15 protein-coding genes are annotated in these 15,951 nt (G+C 33.7%); 10 read left to right on the top strand and 5 right to left on the bottom strand.

Translation table 11 applies throughout. The annotated features are described in order from the left end of the window. The first annotated feature begins 4 nt into the window (after positions 1–4). The 7 genes from RVY88_RS08365 to RVY88_RS08335 all read left to right on the top strand — a co-directional run bounded on the left by RVY88_RS08365 (position 5) and on the right by RVY88_RS08335 (position 6,306). Entirely contained in the window at positions 5–1,249 is a 1,245-nt protein-coding gene (locus RVY88_RS08365) for an ABC transporter permease (protein ID WP_162167238.1), read from the top strand. Further along, positions 1,236–2,366, top strand: a complete 1,131-nt coding sequence (locus RVY88_RS08360; protein WP_002848871.1) for an ABC transporter permease — start codon at positions 1,236–1,238, stop codon at positions 2,364–2,366. Before RVY88_RS08365 ends, RVY88_RS08360 begins: the two co-directional genes overlap by 14 nt. A 2-nt stretch (positions 2,367–2,368) precedes the next feature. Continuing rightward, positions 2,369–3,031: an ABC transporter ATP-binding protein gene (locus RVY88_RS08355; protein WP_065843772.1), complete on the top strand. Its 663-nt coding sequence runs from the start codon at positions 2,369–2,371 to the stop codon at positions 3,029–3,031. Further along, positions 3,028–3,525 carry a TlpA family protein disulfide reductase gene (locus RVY88_RS08350; protein WP_002848875.1) on the top strand — a complete coding sequence of 166 codons (498 nt, stop codon included), beginning with the start codon at positions 3,028–3,030 and terminating at the stop codon, positions 3,523–3,525. Before RVY88_RS08355 ends, RVY88_RS08350 begins: the two co-directional genes overlap by 4 nt. 71 nt (positions 3,526–3,596) lie before the next feature. Continuing rightward, on the top strand, positions 3,597–4,568 hold the full coding sequence (locus RVY88_RS08345; protein WP_065843770.1) for an agmatine deiminase family protein: 972 nt from the start codon (positions 3,597–3,599) through the stop codon (positions 4,566–4,568). Next, positions 4,565–5,440 carry a cation diffusion facilitator family transporter gene (locus tag RVY88_RS08340; protein ID WP_162167237.1) on the top strand — a complete coding sequence of 292 codons (876 nt, stop codon included), beginning with the start codon at positions 4,565–4,567 and terminating at the stop codon, positions 5,438–5,440. The genes RVY88_RS08345 and RVY88_RS08340 overlap by 4 nt, the downstream gene beginning before the upstream one ends. After that, on the top strand, positions 5,437–6,306 hold the full coding sequence (locus RVY88_RS08335) for a carbon-nitrogen hydrolase (protein WP_002848887.1): 870 nt from the start codon (positions 5,437–5,439) through the stop codon (positions 6,304–6,306). Before RVY88_RS08340 ends, RVY88_RS08335 begins: the two co-directional genes overlap by 4 nt. A 38-nt stretch (positions 6,307–6,344) precedes the next feature. Here the strand turns inward: RVY88_RS08335 and gltS are convergent, their stop codons facing one another. From gltS to RVY88_RS08310, 5 genes are all read right to left on the bottom strand, one after another. Then, positions 6,345–7,559, bottom strand: a complete 1,215-nt coding sequence (gltS, locus tag RVY88_RS08330) for a sodium/glutamate symporter (RefSeq protein WP_065844791.1) — start codon at positions 7,557–7,559, stop codon at positions 6,345–6,347. A 91-nt stretch (positions 7,560–7,650) separates the two neighbouring features. Beyond that, positions 7,651–8,271 (bottom strand): M48 family metallopeptidase, encoded by a 621-nt coding sequence (locus RVY88_RS08325; protein ID WP_251149137.1) that lies wholly within the window; start codon positions 8,269–8,271, stop codon positions 7,651–7,653. Beyond that, the gene (locus RVY88_RS08320) at positions 8,247–9,569 is read right to left on the bottom strand and encodes an MATE family efflux transporter (protein ID WP_274380336.1); all 1,323 of its coding nucleotides are present in this window, start codon (positions 9,567–9,569) and stop codon (positions 8,247–8,249) included. Before RVY88_RS08320 ends, RVY88_RS08325 begins: the two co-directional genes overlap by 25 nt. Beyond that, on the bottom strand, positions 9,566–10,438 hold the full coding sequence (locus RVY88_RS08315; protein ID WP_162167235.1) for a sensor histidine kinase: 873 nt from the start codon (positions 10,436–10,438) through the stop codon (positions 9,566–9,568). Before RVY88_RS08315 ends, RVY88_RS08320 begins: the two co-directional genes overlap by 4 nt. Then, the gene (locus tag RVY88_RS08310) at positions 10,432–11,100 is read right to left on the bottom strand and encodes a response regulator transcription factor (RefSeq protein WP_002848897.1); all 669 of its coding nucleotides are present in this window, start codon (positions 11,098–11,100) and stop codon (positions 10,432–10,434) included. Before RVY88_RS08310 ends, RVY88_RS08315 begins: the two co-directional genes overlap by 7 nt. A 202-nt stretch (positions 11,101–11,302) precedes the next feature. Here RVY88_RS08310 and RVY88_RS08305 point away from each other — a divergent pair, with 202 nt between their 5' ends. Genes RVY88_RS08305 through RVY88_RS08295 form a run of 3 tightly spaced genes read left to right on the top strand, consistent with a single transcriptional unit; the run spans position 11,303 to position 15,925 of the window. Beyond that, positions 11,303–12,601 carry an MFS transporter gene (locus tag RVY88_RS08305; protein ID WP_162167234.1) on the top strand — a complete coding sequence of 433 codons (1,299 nt, stop codon included), beginning with the start codon at positions 11,303–11,305 and terminating at the stop codon, positions 12,599–12,601. Between the two features lie 3 nt (positions 12,602–12,604). Further along, a complete protein-coding gene (gene abc-f / locus RVY88_RS08300) occupies positions 12,605–14,539 on the top strand; it encodes a ribosomal protection-like ABC-F family protein (protein ID WP_011731861.1) in 1,935 nt (644 codons plus the stop codon). Between the two features lie 9 nt (positions 14,540–14,548). After that, the gene (locus RVY88_RS08295; RefSeq protein ID WP_002848901.1) at positions 14,549–15,925 is read left to right on the top strand and encodes a sodium-dependent transporter; all 1,377 of its coding nucleotides are present in this window, start codon (positions 14,549–14,551) and stop codon (positions 15,923–15,925) included. The last annotated feature ends 26 nt before the right edge of the window (positions 15,926–15,951 follow it).

Below are 15,951 nucleotides of genomic sequence, written 5' to 3'. Positions count from 1 at the left end.
ATAAATGTTTTTAAATTTGATAAAATCTTCTATAACAGGGTCTAAAGAGAGTAAAATCCTAGCTTTTATAACTATATTTTTGTCTGTTTCATTGATAGCTTGCATGCTGAATATAACTTTAAAAATAGGAGATGAAGTAGCAAAAGAGTTAAGAAGTTATGGTTCAAACATCGTAGTACTTCCAAAATCAGATAGCTTAAATATAGAAATAGCAGGTAAAAACTACTCTCCTTTGAAAAATGAGGATTATCTAAAAGAGAGTGATTTACACAAGATAAAAGAGATATTTTGGAGAAATAATATAACAGCGTTTGCACCGTTTTTAACCGCTAAAGCCGGTAATTACGATATAGTTGGTACTTACTTTAGCAAAGATGCAAATGTAGAAGGAGAGCCGGACTTTAGAAGCGGCGTAGAAAGTTTATATCCGTTTTGGATAGTTGATGGAAGATATCCGATTGATGATAGCTTAGATGAGGTTTTAGCAGGAGAAAAGTTAGGTCTTAAAGTCGGAGATGTTTTAAATTTAAATAACTATATCGTAAAAGTCGTTGGAGTTTTAAAAGGAGCTCAAGACGAGAGTGCGAAACTAGTTATGAGTCTTAAACTAGCTCAAAATATCGCGAATAAGCCAAATTTGATAAACAAAGCCGAAGTCGCCGCTATGACGATACCAGAAAATGATCTTTCGTTGAAGGCTAGGAGGGATCTTGAGAGTCTTGATAGCGTTGCTTACGATAAATGGTACTGCTCCGCTTATGTTAGTTCTATAGCTTATCAGATCAGCGAAGAGTATCCAAATGCTTCTGCAAAGGCTGTTTTAAGTGTTAGCGAAGCTCAAAGTGGCATTACAAAAAAGATTCAAAATTTAATGGGAGTCGTGAGCGTGATATCGCTTATCGTATCAAGTATAGCTATTACGAGTTTAATGAGTAGCGAAATTCATAGGCGCAAAAAAGAGATCGGTCTGTTAAAAGCACTTGGAGCAAGCGGGTTTATCATCTATGCTCAGTTTGCAGCCGAAGTTTTTATAGTTTGTATAGCCGCTTCTTTACTTGGAAGTTTGGCTGGATATGCTTTAAGCTTCATTATAGCTTATCAAATATTTGGAAGTTTTATCGGAGTTAGTTTTATGGTGCTGCCTATCAGCATTGTTTTTGGAATGCTTATTTGTATTTTAGGCGGAATACTTCCATTAAGAAGTGTTATAAATTTACTTCCAGCTGAGGTGTTATATGGTAGAAAATAGAGCGTTTTTTAGAAAAATTATATTTAAAAGTATAGCAAATAGCGCAGTTAGAAGTTTTGTGATATTTATCTCTATTTTGCTTGGAAGTGCTGTTTGTGCAGCTTTTATAAATATATATGCAGATATAGACAAAAAAGTTACTAGCGAGTTAAATAGCTATGGTCCAAATGTTATCATAAGTCCGTTAAGCTTAGAAAACGGATATATAAAAATGGCTGATTTAGATGCAAAACTAAGCGGCATTAAAGAGTTAAAAGCTAAAAACGAATACCTTTTTGGTAGTGTAAATATAGGCGTTACAAGAGCGGTTATAATGGGCGTTAATTTCTCGAATTTAAAAGAAATTATGCCGTTTTTAGATATAAAAAGCGGCGAGTTTATAAATATTGATTTTGATGATAAAAATGCACTTATAGGTGAGGATCTAGCAAAATTAACAGGCGTTAAAGTCGGTGATATCATAGAAATAAGCTCTCCAAACTCAAATGAAGTTTATAAAGTTAGGATAAAAGGTATCGTTTATGATGGGCAAAAAGAGGACTCTTTGCTTCTTATATCTTTGAGCTTGGCTCAAGAAATTTTAGATAAACCAAATTTAATAAACTACGCCGAAGCCGCTATAAGCGGTAGTTACGATAGTATAAAATCTCTTTGCTCATCTCTTAGTACTAGCGAGTTTAAATTTGAAGTTATCAGCAAAGTTTCAAAGGCTCAAGGTCAGATATTAGATAAAATAAAGCTTTTGATGGCTCTTATAGGAGTTACTATTTTGTTTATAACATCGGTTTGTATAAATACTAGTTTAAGCTCTATTTTGCTATCGAAAATCAAAGAATTTGCGCTTATAAGGGCTATCGGAGCTAGCAAAAGAGATGTTTTAAAAATAATATTTTCTGAAATTTTGGTTATTAGCATTGCTGGATCGTTTTTAGGAGCTTTAGTCGGCTATTTGTTGGCTATTTTTCTTGGTAATTTGATATTTTCTAGCGGAGTTGATTTTAGGTTTGTTAGTCTTGTTGTTTCTGTTATTTTAAGTCTTGTTTTTGCATTTATCGCTAGTTATTATCCTGTCAAAAAAGCGTTAAATCAAAATCTTGCAGACTTGTTAAGGGAGTAGAAGTGGAAGTTTTAAATTTAAAAAATATAAGTAAGTATTTCAACGAAGTTAAAGCACTTGATGATATAAATTTTAGTGTAAATAAAGGTGAATGGATCAGTATAATGGGGCCAAGCGGAAGCGGTAAAAGTACGCTTGTAAATATACTTAGTCTTATGGATAGTCCTACTTGCGGCGAACTGATATTAGGCGGTGAAAATGCAAGCCATCTAAATGATGATCAAATTTTGGAGTTTAGACGTAAGAAAATAGGGCTTGTGTTTCAGCAGTTTCATCTTATACCTTATCTAAGTGCTATCCAAAACGTAATGTTAAGTCAGTATTATCACAGCTGCATAGATAAAGCTAGTGCTAAAAAAGCTTTAGAAAAAGTCGGACTTGCTCATAGAATCGCGCACAAACCAAGTGAGCTTAGCGGCGGAGAGCAACAAAGAGTTTGCATAGCAAGGGCTCTTATAAATGATCCAGATATAATAATAGCCGATGAACCGACGGGAAATTTAGACGAGGCAAATGAAAAAATAGTTTTAGAGCTTTTTAAAGAGCTTAAAAATGACGGTAAAACTCTACTGCTCATCACTCACAATGAAGAGCTTGGCAGATATGCAGATAAAGTAGTATATCTAAAACATGGAAAACTTGATAGAATAGAGAAATTACAATGAAAAATATAGTTTTTGCGGCGGTATTTACACTGATTTTAGCAGGATGCGGAAGCGGACTTAAACATCATATGGCTTTAAATGATAAAGACGGATTTGACACTATTTACGATCCGGCTCTCAAAGAGCTTAAAATAGCAAATTGGAACGAACCTTATATACTATTTTTCTTCACTACTATGTGTGGAGCTTGCACGGCTCAAGTACCGGCTTTAAATGAACTTGTAAAAGAGTATGGTTCAAAGATAAAAGTTATAGGAGTTATGGGAAATTCTCTCGGGTTTGATGGCGATATGATGGCTTTAAAAGATAAAGGCGTTGAGTTTATGAGTGTATCAACTAAAAAATCCGTAGATTATTTTTCAAATATCGTTGGAGGAATTATGGGAACGCCGGTTACTTACGTTTTTGATAAAAATGGAAAAATATCTAAACAATTTTTAGGCTTATATCCTAAATCCGCTCTTGAAAACGAACTAAAACTACTTTTAAACTAGGTTTTATAAAATATTAAATGGTTATATGCTATCCTTGCAAACTTCTAATTTAGAGTTTCAAAGGTGGCATTATGATACAAACTTACGCCGAATGGGATGAGCAAGAGCTATTGATGCTTAGTATCCCGCATTCTAATAGCGACTGGAAGCCTTATTTAAATGATATTTTAACTAGCTATGAAGAGTTGATAAGCGCTGTTAGCAGTTATCAAAAATTACTTCTTATAGCGCCTCAAAAAAGCGACTTTGATAGATTTTCTAAATTTAAAAATGTAGAGTTTTTAGAAGTCTTGACAAATGATACTTGGATAAGAGATTACGGTGCTATTGATGTAAAATGCGGTTTGAAAACCATTAGTTATGATTTCAAATTTAATGCATGGGGCGGTAAATTTGAAAGTTCTTTAGATAATGACGTCAATAAGAAACTCTTTTCGCATTTAAAAGGCGAGCTTGTAAGCATTCCGCTTATTTTAGAGGGCGGCAGCATAGAGTTTAACGGTGATGGTGTACTTCTAACTACAACCAACTGCCTTTTAAATGATAATAGAAACTCGCTTAGTAAAAATGAGCTTGAAATCAGACTAAAAGAGCTTTTTGGGCTAAAAAAAATTATCTGGTTAGAACACGGTTTTATAAAAGGCGATGACACTGATAGCCATATCGATACTCTTGCTAGATTTATATCAAAAGATACTATAGCTTACGCATCTTGCACAGATAAAAACGATGAACATTATTTGCCTCTTAAAGAAATGGAAAATGAGCTTAAAAAAACAGGGTTTAATCTAGTTCCTCTTGAGCTTCCAAAGCCTGTTATGTTCGAGGGACGCAGGCTCGGAGCTACTTATTGTAATTTTATATTTGTCAATGGCGCTCTTATAGTTCCTACTTACGGTGATAAAAAAAGCGATGAGCTTGCTTTAAGTACGCTTAAGCAAGTTCTAAATTTAGATATAATAGGAGTGGATAGCACGGTATTTATCAGGCAAAACGGCAGTCTACACTGCTCTAGTCAAAATAGATTTAAGGGAGATAGATGAGAGTATATCCTCCAGTAGTAGCAGGAAGCGTAGCCGTAGTATTGGCTATCATAAAGTTTGCTATAGGTTTGGCTAGCGGTTCTATGGCTGTTTTGAGCTCCGCTATAGATTCGCTTTTAGACTGCCTTGTATCGGCTTTGAACTATTTTGCGCTTAGAAAATCAAATTCCGATCCAAACTCCAAATTTAATTTTGGTTATGGCAAAATAGAGGCTTTAGTGGCTCTTTTTGAAGGTGCTTTTATCATAGGGATAGGCATTTTTATCTGTTATTCAAGTGTAACGAAAATAATAAATCCAGGAAAATCAATCGAAGTCGGCGCAGGTATGATAGTTATGATTATATCTATTATCCTTACTGGAGCTTTGGTGTTTTACTTGCAGCGCGAGTATAAAAAAACCGGAAATTTAATAATAAAAGCCGACGCGCTTCATTATCAAACAGATCTTGTGACAAATGCGGCTATTTTAGCGGCTTTGTTTGCTATATGGCTTAGCGGATATGATATTATAGACGCTCTTTTTGGTATCGGTATTAGCGTTTATATAGTTTTTAGTGCGTTTAAGTTGCTAAAAGAGGGCGTTTATATCTTACTTGATGGAGCGCTGCCTGAAAGTATGGTAAGTGAGATAATAGATATTATAAATTTAAAACACGAAGTAAAAAGTTATCATTATCTAAAAAGTCGTATAAGCGGAGAAAAGTACTATTTTAGCGTACATTTGGTATTTGATCCTAGCATATCTCTTAGTAAAGCGCACTCAGTAGCAGACGATATAGAAAGTGAAATAAGATCTAAATTTAATAGACATAAATGGGTTTTTGATATGCATTTTGATACTGAAGACGATAGAGATAAGGAGGAGTTGTGAAAGTAGCATTAGTAGCACATAAATTTTATGGAAATAAACCAGATACGATAAAACGTACTACAAAACTTATAGAAGAAGCAGCCAACAAGGGTGCAGAGCTTATCGTGCTTGAAGAGCTTCATCAAGGCAGTTATTTTTGTCAAGATGAAAGCGTTGATAGTTTTGAGTTGGCAAATGACTTTGAAAGCGATATAGCTTATTGGGCTGAGGTGGCCCATGAGTTTAAAATAGTTTTAGTTACTTCTTTGTTTGAAAAGCGCTCAGCAGGACTGTATCATAATACTTCTGTTGTGTTTGATAATGATGGAAGAATAGCCGGAAAATATAGAAAAATGCATATTCCAGATGATCCGAATTTTTATGAAAAGTTCTATTTTGCTCCAGGAGACCTTGGGTTTGAGCCTATAGATACTAGCATAGGCAGACTCGGAGTTTTGGTTTGTTGGGATCAGTGGTATCCAGAGGCTGCTAGACTTATGGCGCTAAAAGGAGCTCAGATACTTATATATCCAACGGCTATAGGTTGGTTTGATGGCGATAGTGAAGACGAAAAATCCAGACAATTAGAAGCATGGGTTGCTGTACAAAGAGGACATTCAGTAGCAAATGGACTACCAGTAGTTACTGTTAATAGAGTAGGTTTTGAAGCTGCTCCAGATGGCAATGGCGGTATTAGATTTTGGGGAAATAGTTTTGTTTTTGGACCTCAAGGAGAGGAATTGTTTCGTTCAAATAGCACAGATGAGCTTGCCGATATAGTTGATATAGATATAAAAAGATGTGAGCAAGTAAGAAGATGGTGGCCGTTTTTACGAGATAGAAGAATAGACGCGTATGAAGGACTTTTAAAACGATTTATAGATTAATTATAAACTGAGTTATCTAAGTAACTCAGTTTACTAATTCAAAAAAATAGTAAAAATCCATTGATAATAAGAGCATTAACTAAATCTATGAAAAATGCTCCACAAAGCGGAACTATGATAAATGCCATATGGCTCATACCGTAGTGATTTGTGACTGTTTGCATATTTACCATTGCTGTTGGAGTCGCTCCTAAGCCAAATCCACAGTGTCCAGCAGCCAAAACCGCAGCATCATAGTCTCGTCCGCAAAATCTAAAAGTTATAAAAATAGCATAAAATACCATAAGTGCAACTTGAGAGATAAGTATAGTAACGATAGGAAGCGCTAAAGATACGAGCTGCCAAAGATTTATACTCATAAGAGCATATGCCAAAAATAGAGATAGGCTAACATTCCCTATAACGGATACTTCTCTGTCAAAGACTTCATGAATTTTAAATGCTTGAAGTAAATTTCTAAGGATAACTCCCACGAATAAACAGTATACAAACGTAGGTAGAGTAAAATTCACGTTTAGCGTTTTTACGTAATCTGATACGAAGTTTCCTATCAGCAGACATAAAGATATAAGTGCTAAAGACTCTATAAAAGATTGCTGAGTGATGAGCTTTTCTTTTCCGGGCTGTTCAAAATTTAAAATAGCGGATTTGTCTTCCACATTTGTATCTGGTGTTTTTAGCTTGTATTTAGTTATAAGAAATTTAGCCACAGGACCTCCTATAACACCTCCTGCTATAAGTCCAAACGTAGCGCTTGCCATTGCTACTTCATATGCTGCACTAAAGTTATAAGGCGCTTTTATGAACTCGTTCGCCCAAGCTCCGCCAGTACCGTGACCGCCGCTCATAGTTATAGATCCTCCAAGCAGTCCTATAAGAGGATTTTCTCCAAGACCTAAGGCCACTCCTATACCGACTGCGTTTTGCAAAATTAGTAATCCGCTTATAATAAATAAAAATATAACGAGTTTTACTCCTCCTTTTTTAAGGGATGCAAAATCAGCCAAAAGCCCTATGCTTGAGAAAAACGCCAGCATCAAAGGATCTTTGAGAGATGAATCAAAAGCTAAATGTATATTTGCAAAAACATATAAGCACAAAAACAATACAGCCGCTATAATACCGCCTACAACAGGTTCTGGTATATTATAGTCTTGCAAAAACTTTACTCTTTTTATCACAAAAGAGCCAAGAAGCAGCACTAAAACCATAACTACTAATGTGGAGTACGAATCTATATTTATAGTTTGCATTGATATTCCTTTTTTATTATAATTTTATTTATATATAATAATTATGCCAGAAATATTTTAATAAAAATACAAAAAATCACTCCAAAAAATATCAAAGTCTCTCTCTAGCCCTAAAATCGGGCATTATATTTTCTATAAAATCGTAAAAACTCTTTTGATGATGCGGATAGAGTAGGTGTGTCATCTCGTGAAGTACGACGTACTCGATAAAAAGTTCATCTTTTGTTATTAAATTTAAATTTAAGTTTATATAGCCTTTTTTGGAGTTGCAACTGCCCCAGCGAGAAGTCATTTTTTTAATGCTTACGTGAGTTACTTTTTTGGATATTTTTGGTTGATAAAATTCTATGTATTTTTGAAATATCTCTTTGGCTTTTAAGCGTAGAAATTTATCGAACTGCGCTTTACAAGGAGCTAAAATTTGAGTGCCTAAAACTAAAACTTCTTTGATATTTTCATCAAATTTAAGTTCATAAGCATTTCCTAAAAATTTGATTTTGTCGTCTTTGGGTTTTATCTTTGCAAGAGTATTTTCTAACCAATTTTCGTTTTTACTAAGCAAATTTAAGATATTTGTTTTCGAGGTAAAAAAAGGAGCGGATATACTTATATCGCCGTTTGGAGCGACTTTTAGACGTAGATATTTTACAGGTTTATAGTTTATAGTCACATCAAATTTACCAAATTTCAAACTAGACGTTTTAGTTGCCATTTTTTACTTCTCCAGCGCAGAGTATTTGCAAAAGCTCTTGCCCATTCATCTACGCAAAATCCTATCCAAACACCGATTATTCCATATTCTAAAATTATACCAAGATAGTATCCTATAGGAAGTGAAACTCCCCACATAAAAAGTGCTCCCATTATAAATGGAAACCTGGCATCTCCGCTAGCTCTTAGCGAATTTACCATTATAATATTAAATGTTCTGCCGCTTTCAAGCACTAAAGAAAGCGTGAAAAGAGGCCGCATTATGGATTTTAGTTCCTCGGTTAAATTTAAACTATTCATTATCTCCTCACGGCTCAAATAAAATATAAAAAGCACTATCCAAGTAATGAGCGCCCCGATTTTCAAGCTTTTAAAAGCTCTTTTATAAGCTTTGTCAAACTCGCAAGCTCCTACTAAATGACCTATTATTATCTCGTTTGCAAGACTTATTGATGTAGCGGCTAAAAATATAAACATAGACATCTGAAAATATATGGTTTGTACACTAAGGCTCGTTTCCCCCATGCTTGCTACAAAACTAAACGCTACCATATATTGACCTATCCAAAGCAAATTTTCTCCGGCGCTAGGCAGTCCTACTTTTAAGATCTTGGAAAGTATATCTAAACTAAATTTAAAAAATAATCCAAAAAATATATGCACTTTGGCTATTTTTACTAAAACATACATTAAAAGTATAATTCCCACGCCTCTAGCAAATATAGTAGATATAGCAACTCCGCTTAATCCAAAATTCGGAAGCCCGAATAGTCCAAAAAGCGCTATAGCATTTCCAAAGATAGTTAAAATGTTCATAAATACGGATATAAGCATTATAGCAAATGCATAATTTTTCACTCTTACAATTGCAGCTATGACTATACTAAGGGCTTCTAAAAACAGTGCTAAAGATAGTATATGAAGGTATTTGAAACTATCTTCTATGACTCCTACTGGAATTTGCAGAAGTTCTAAGGCTTTGTGCGTGTTTAAAAATATAAATGCGGCACATATAAGCCCTAAAATACCGTTAAAACTAAGGCTGATATGAATGGCTCTTGTTGCTAAGTTTATTTTTCTTGCTCCTAAACTTTGTGCTACTACTACGCTACAGCCTACGCTAAGAAAGCTAAAAACTGTTACAAAAAGGTTGAAAATTTGATTTCCGGCTCCCATAGCTCCTACTAAATTTACATCTACTTTTGCTACCATAATCGTATTTATAATAAGAGTTAAAGTACGAAGTAGCATATCGAAAAATATCGGAGTTGCCAACCTCGTTAAATTTAGTTCTTTCACTCTTTATCCTTAAAGCCAAAAGTCGAGCCTACACATTTTTGCGAACTTACTATGAGTTCAAAATTATGAAGTTTCAAAATGAGTTTAACGATGTAAAGTCCAAGCCCAAGCGAACTGTTCCAGTCGTAGTCTTGTGATTTGTAAAATTTTTTTAATATCAGCTTTAGTTCGGCTTCTTCTATTCCCTCTCCTGCGTCTTTTATGAAAATTCCGGATTCATTTAGAAGTATTTCTACATCTTTTTTTGAGTATTTAAGAGCGTTTTCGCATAAATTTAAAACTACTTGATATATCATATCATAATCTGCTTTTAGGGATTTTTCTCCTATTATTTTGATTTTTTGATCTGGGTATTTTTGTTCTAGATTGCTTATTGCTTCTTTGCAAAGTTTTCTTGCGTCAAATACGCTTAAATTCGGGGTAATATCGCCGCCAAATACTATTCTTAGCTTGTTTAATATGTTGTTTAATCTATCGATATTTGATATTATTTTGTTTATAAATTTAATTCTTATCTCTTTGCTTGCATCATCATCAAGTATTGTTTGGGCAGACATTTTAATAACTGAAATCGGATTTTTAAACTCATGACTTATGCCGCTTAGCAGATTTTCTAGCTGTGTATTTTTTAACCTGATTTTAACAGATTGTTTTTTTAATTTCTTATCTTTTTTATTAAGAAGTTCTTTTATCTGTCTTGTTTTATACATAGAAAGTTCGTATGATATATATATTAAAATTATCGATAAAAAAAGGCTTACCGTGATTACTATATAAATTTTATCTATAAATTCCACGCCAAGTACTAGCCAAAAACAAAACAGAAATAGCGCTATAAAAACAGCGTATAAAGCTTGTATTTTTAGCAAAGTTTGTAGCCTTCGCCGCGAACTGATTTTATATATTCTCCTGCATCTTCTAGCTTTGAGCGAAGACGCTTAATGGCGATATTTATAGTTTTATCGTTGGCGTTTTCTTTCCAAATTTCTTCTAAAAAATAGTCTCTAGTAAGCAAGATATTTCTATTTTTCATAAACTCATAAAGCAAGCAAAACTCAAGTTTCGTAAGTTCTTTTGTCTTTCCGTCTACTTTTACTTCGTTTGTTTTTAAATTTAGAATTATGTTTTTAAATTTATAAATGGACGCCGTTTTATTCGAGCGCTTAAGAAGAGCATTTATCCTAGCAATAAGTTCATTTATCTCAAAGGGTTTTGTTATATAATCATCGCCACCGCTATCAAAACCGTCTAATTTGTCTTTGTTTGAGCTTTTTGCGGTTAGAAAAATAACTGGTTCATTATATCCTTTTGCTCTTAGAGACGCTACAAATTTAGATCCTTCTATGCCGTTTAAATTTCTATCCACGATAAGAAGATCTGTATCTTCTTCGTCTAAAAACTGCTCAACTCGTTTTGTGTCTAAAAAGGTCGTTACGTTAAATCCAGCTCTATTTAAATTGTATTCCAAAAGCTCACAAAGATCTATTTCGTCGTCTATGACAATTATATTTGCGCTAATATTTTGATTCATAAAGTATATTTTATCAAAATATTATTAAACTTCTACCATACAAAATATATCTAAATTTAAAAAATAGTATAATTTTTTTAAATTTAAAAAATATTTTAAATTCAAGTAGATTAAAGTTACGATTTATCAGCCATTTAATCAAACACTTATAAAACTTTATGTATAATTGACAACTTAAAATTCTGGTATTAAGGGAAAGTTTATGTCAAGGGGATTTAGTAGGGATGATCTAAAAATTCTAAGCCTTTCGTCGCTTGGCGGTATGCTTGAGTTTTATGATTTTATCATATTCGTATTTTTTGCTTCTTATATCTCTCATCTATTTTTTCCTCCCACTCTTGATCCGTTTTGGGCTTTATTAAATACTTATGGTACATTTGCTGCTGGTTATCTTGCTAGACCTCTTGGTGGGATAATTATGGCTCATTTTGGCGATAAAAACGGACGTAAAAATATGTTTATGCTCTCTATTTTGCTTATGGTTATACCTACTTTTGCTTTAGGTCTTATGCCTACTTTTGAAAGTATCGGTTACGCTGCTCCCGTGTTTTTGATATTGGTTCGTTTATTCCAAGGTATCGCTATAGGCGGTGAGCTTCCTGGGGCTTGGGTTTTTATAAGCGAGCATGCTCCAAAGCAAAATTTATATTTTAGTATAGGAGTTCTTACTTCAGCAGTAGTTGCCGGGATACTTCTTGGAAGTATCGTAACTATGATAGTAAAAAATATCTGGAGCGATGATGCTATACAAGGCGGAATGTGGCGCGTACCATTTATAATAGGAGGAATTTTTGGGATAATTTCTATTTATCTTAGAACTTATCTTAGTGAAACTCCTATATTTAAAAAAATGCAGGAGTTAAACGATATAGATAAAATGCCTATAAAAACAGTTTTTAAAAAGCATAAAATAGATAGCATTATGTCGATGTTCGTAAGCTGGGTTTTGACCGGTTGTATAGTCGTAATGATACTTTTGATGCCAAACTTTATGCCAGAAGCGTTCAAAGCTAGCGGTTTAGAAGTAGGCAGATTAACTACTATATATATGCAGATGGCGTGTATAGTATTTATGTGTGCGGGATGTTTTATCTACGGTAGCGCCTGTGATAAATTTGGAGTTAGCAAGACTACTATTTTATTTTCGGCTATATTTATAGTGTCTGTTTTTGCGTATTTTTATATATTATATAACGGCGGAAGCTTTAATGCGGTTTTATCTGCGTATCTGATAGCCGGTTTTTTTGGCGCTATCGGACCTTGCGGAGCTCCATTTTTTATGACCGCACTTTTTCCAAATAAAATTAGATTTAGCGGAATATCATTTTCTTACAATATAGCTTATGCTATTGCTGGAGGATTTACTCCGCCGTTTGCTGTAGCTATGGTTCATAGGTTTAATCCTATGTATCTTGGGTATTATATGGTTATTTTAGGTGTCGTATCCGTACTATGTGTGTTATGGTTTATCAAATTTAGAGAAGATATAAATAAAGGCTAAATCATGGCACTAATAGATCTAATAGAAGTAAGTAAAAGATTTGGCGATAAAGAGATATTAAAAGACGCTAGTTTTAGCGTAAATGAAAAAGAGCGAATAGCCATTATAGGCAAAAATGGCGGCGGTAAAAGCACTCTTATGAAGATACTTTGCGGCGCTTATGAAATAGATAAAGGTAGGATCATCACTCAAAATAATTTATCTATCCAGATGCTCTCTCAAGCTCCGAAATTTAGCGATGGGCTTAGCGTTAAAGATGCTTTAAATAGTGAATTGAAAGAGATATTTGACGCTAGAAGCGAGTATGAGAATGTTTTAAATTTGATATCTGATGAACCAGATAATAAAGACTTGTTATCTAAACAAGATGAGCTGGTTAAATTTATAGAGAGCAAAGATGGTTGGAACATAGAAAATAAAATTGAGCGAATTTTAGATAGTTTTGTACTTAGAGAGTATGAAAATCGCCCTATAAATAGTCTTAGCGGAGGCGAGATAAGGCGCGTAGCTTTGGGCGCTTTGATACTTAAAAAACCAGATGTTCTTTTACTTGATGAGCCAACTAACCATCTTGATGTTTATATGGTTAGATTTTTAGAAGAGTTGCTTTTAAGTTCAAACCAAACCATCGTATTTATAAGCCATGATCGTTATTTTATAGATCGCCTTGCTACTCGTTCAGTAGAGATAGAAGATGGAGGTTTGAGAAATTTTGAAGGCGGATATGCGAATTATTTAACAAAAAAAGAAGAAATTTTAAAATCTTTAGCCAAAACTCACGAAACACTTATAAAACAGTTAAAAAGCGAAGAAGAGTGGCTAAGACGCGGAGTAAAAGCTAGACTCAAAAGAAATGAAGGAAGAAAGCAAAGAGTTCTTTCCATGAGAGAAGAAGCAAAGAAAAATCCAAGTCTTATAAGGCGTGTAAAATTAGAGTTAGAGCGTGCTACAAAAAGTTTTAATCAAGGCGGAATAAATCAAAATAGAAAAAAAATGCTTTTCGAATGTAAAAATCTATCAAAAAGCATAGATAATAAAATATTATTTAAAGATTTTAATGCTAGAGTATTGCAAGGCGAGAGAATAGGCATAGTCGGTAGAAACGGCAGCGGAAAATCAACCTTGCTTAAAATTTTACTCGGAGAGCTTGAGTCTGATACTGGCATCATAGAGCGCGGTGAGATTAAAATAGGCTATTTTGATCAAACAAGACGCGGTATAGATGACGATAAGTCTTTGATTGAACTATTTTGTCCAAACGGTGGCGATCATATAATGGTTCGAGGTAGAAATTATCATGTTTACGGATATTTAAAAAACTTTTTGTTCCCAAAAGAGTTTTTAGATAAACCAGTTTCTGTTTTAAGCGGAGGTGAAAAAAATCGCCTTGCATTAGCTCTTTTATTTACAAAAGAGTACGACTGTTTAATACTTGATGAGCCTACAAACGATCTTGATATAGCTACTATCAATATTTTAGAAGAGTATCTACTTAGCTTTGAAGGAGCTATTTTGATAGTTAGTCATGATAGGTATTTTATAGATAAGATTACAAATAAATTGTGGGCTTATGAAAACGGCAAAATAGAACAAATTTATATGGAGTATAGCGAATATCTGGATATAGAAGATGAATTAGAACAGTTAAACGATATAGAAAAAGAGCTTTCGCTGAGTAGTGAACAAAGCAAAGAAAAGCAAAAAACAGCTCCTGTAAAACTCTCATATAAACAAAATCAAATTCTACAAACTTATCCAAATTTAATCGAAGCTCTTGAAACTAGGATAAAAGAGTTAAATCATGCTCTTTCTACTCCTGAAATTTATCAAAAAGTAGGACTTCAAACGTTATTTGAAGAGTTAGAAGAGAAAAAAGGCGAGCTAAATTCGCTTGAAAATGAGTATTTTGAAGTGCTTGAGCTTTCTGCTCTAAATTAAGGATAAAAAGTGAATGATAGACAGACGTGGAGTTCTAGGCTTACGTATATTTTAGCGGTTGCGGGTGCTACTGTTGGTTTTGGTGCGACTTGGAGATTTCCTTATTTGGTCGGACAAAATGGCGGCGGTGCTTATGTTATAACTTTTTGTATAGCTATGATAGTTATAGGAATTCCTATGATTTTAGTAGAAAATGCTATTGGTAGAAGACTACATATCAACTCCGTAGATGCCTTTGGAGGCACTGCAAATGGTAAAAAGATACATAAAGCATGGAAAATAGTAGGTTGGATGGGGCTTTGCGGAGCTTTTGGAATTATGGCTTATTATATGGTTATTGGCGGATGGGTACTTAATTATATTTTTAATATCTTAGTAGGTAATTTAAATTTAAGTAGTGTGACAGATGCCATTACTACGGCTGAGTTTTATGATAAAAATATCATCAACGCACCCTTTGCTATCAGTATAGCTACTATTATTTTTGTACTGATAAACTATGTTATTTTAGCAAGAGGCGCTGTTGCCGGTATAGAAAATGCGGCTAAATATCTAATGCCTATTCTATTTTTATTGATGATTTGTATGGTTATTAGAAACTTAACTTTAGACGGCGCTCTAGAAGGAGTTCGGTTTTATTTAACGCCTGATTTTAGTAAAATCAACACTAAACTTTTTATAGATGTTTTGGGGCAAGTATTTTTTGCGCTTTCACTTGGCTTTGGAGTTATGATAACTCTTTCTAGCTTTGTAAGAAAAGATGAAGATTTGATTAAAACTTCAGTTATCACCGGAGTGTTAAATACGGTTATAGCAATTATTGCCGGATTTATGATATTTCCGTCTCTATTTACATTTGGAGTATCTCCTGATAGCGGACCTAGCCTTGTGTTTAAAAGTCTTCCTATAGTATTTTCCCATATGTTTGCAGGAGAGGTTTTTGCTATAGCGTTTTTTAGTTTGCTTATGATAGCCGCTCTTACTACGTCTTTACCTATTTATGAAGTTTTAATAACCGTTTTAGAGGAAAAATTTAAAATTCAACGCATAAAAGCTATCGTATTTGTTCTTAGTTTTATCTTTATACTTGGCAATATACCATCTCTTATGGCTACGAATATTCTTTCTGAATTTAGCATTTTTGGTAAAAATATATTTGATGCGTATGACGCTATAAGCGCTACTATATTTTTTGTGCTTACATCTCTTTTGTGTGCGATTTTTGTTGGTTGGGTATTAAAAGATGAAGCAAAAAAAGAGATTTGTTATGGTACAAGCAGCCATAAAAAAGTAGTCGATATCTGGTTTTTTTATATAAAATACATTATACCGTTTTTGATTTTAATCGTATTTGTAAGCAGTTTTTATGATAATTTTATAAAGTAAATTTACTAAACTATGATAATATTTAT

This window comes from Campylobacter sp. TJR-1 (assembly GCF_032840035.1).
GTDB classification, from domain to species: Bacteria; Campylobacterota; Campylobacteria; order Campylobacterales; family Campylobacteraceae; genus Campylobacter; species Campylobacter fetus.
Note: the sequence above shows the minus strand (reverse complement) of the source record. Positions and strands in the feature narration are given on the sequence as shown.

Excerpts from the sequence above, each read along its gene's own strand:
- RVY88_RS08365 (WP_162167238.1), top strand. The coding sequence starts at position 5 with ATGTTTTTAAATTTGATAAAATCTTCTATAACAGGGTCTAAAGAGAGT.
- RVY88_RS08360 (WP_002848871.1), top strand. The coding sequence starts at position 1,236 with ATGGTAGAAAATAGAGCGTTTTTTAGAAAAATTATATTTAAAAGTATA.
- RVY88_RS08350 (WP_002848875.1), top strand. The coding sequence starts at position 3,028 with ATGAAAAATATAGTTTTTGCGGCGGTATTTACACTGATTTTAGCAGGA.
- RVY88_RS08345 (WP_065843770.1), top strand. The coding sequence starts at position 3,597 with ATGATACAAACTTACGCCGAATGGGATGAGCAAGAGCTATTGATGCTT.
- RVY88_RS08340 (WP_162167237.1), top strand. The coding sequence starts at position 4,565 with ATGAGAGTATATCCTCCAGTAGTAGCAGGAAGCGTAGCCGTAGTATTG.
- gltS (WP_065844791.1), bottom strand. The coding sequence starts at position 7,559 with ATGCAAACTATAAATATAGATTCGTACTCCACATTAGTAGTTATGGTT.
- RVY88_RS08325 (WP_251149137.1), bottom strand. The coding sequence starts at position 8,271 with ATGGCAACTAAAACGTCTAGTTTGAAATTTGGTAAATTTGATGTGACT.
- RVY88_RS08310 (WP_002848897.1), bottom strand. The coding sequence starts at position 11,100 with ATGAATCAAAATATTAGCGCAAATATAATTGTCATAGACGACGAAATA.
- RVY88_RS08305 (WP_162167234.1), top strand. The coding sequence starts at position 11,303 with ATGTCAAGGGGATTTAGTAGGGATGATCTAAAAATTCTAAGCCTTTCG.
- abc-f (WP_011731861.1), top strand. The coding sequence starts at position 12,605 with ATGGCACTAATAGATCTAATAGAAGTAAGTAAAAGATTTGGCGATAAA.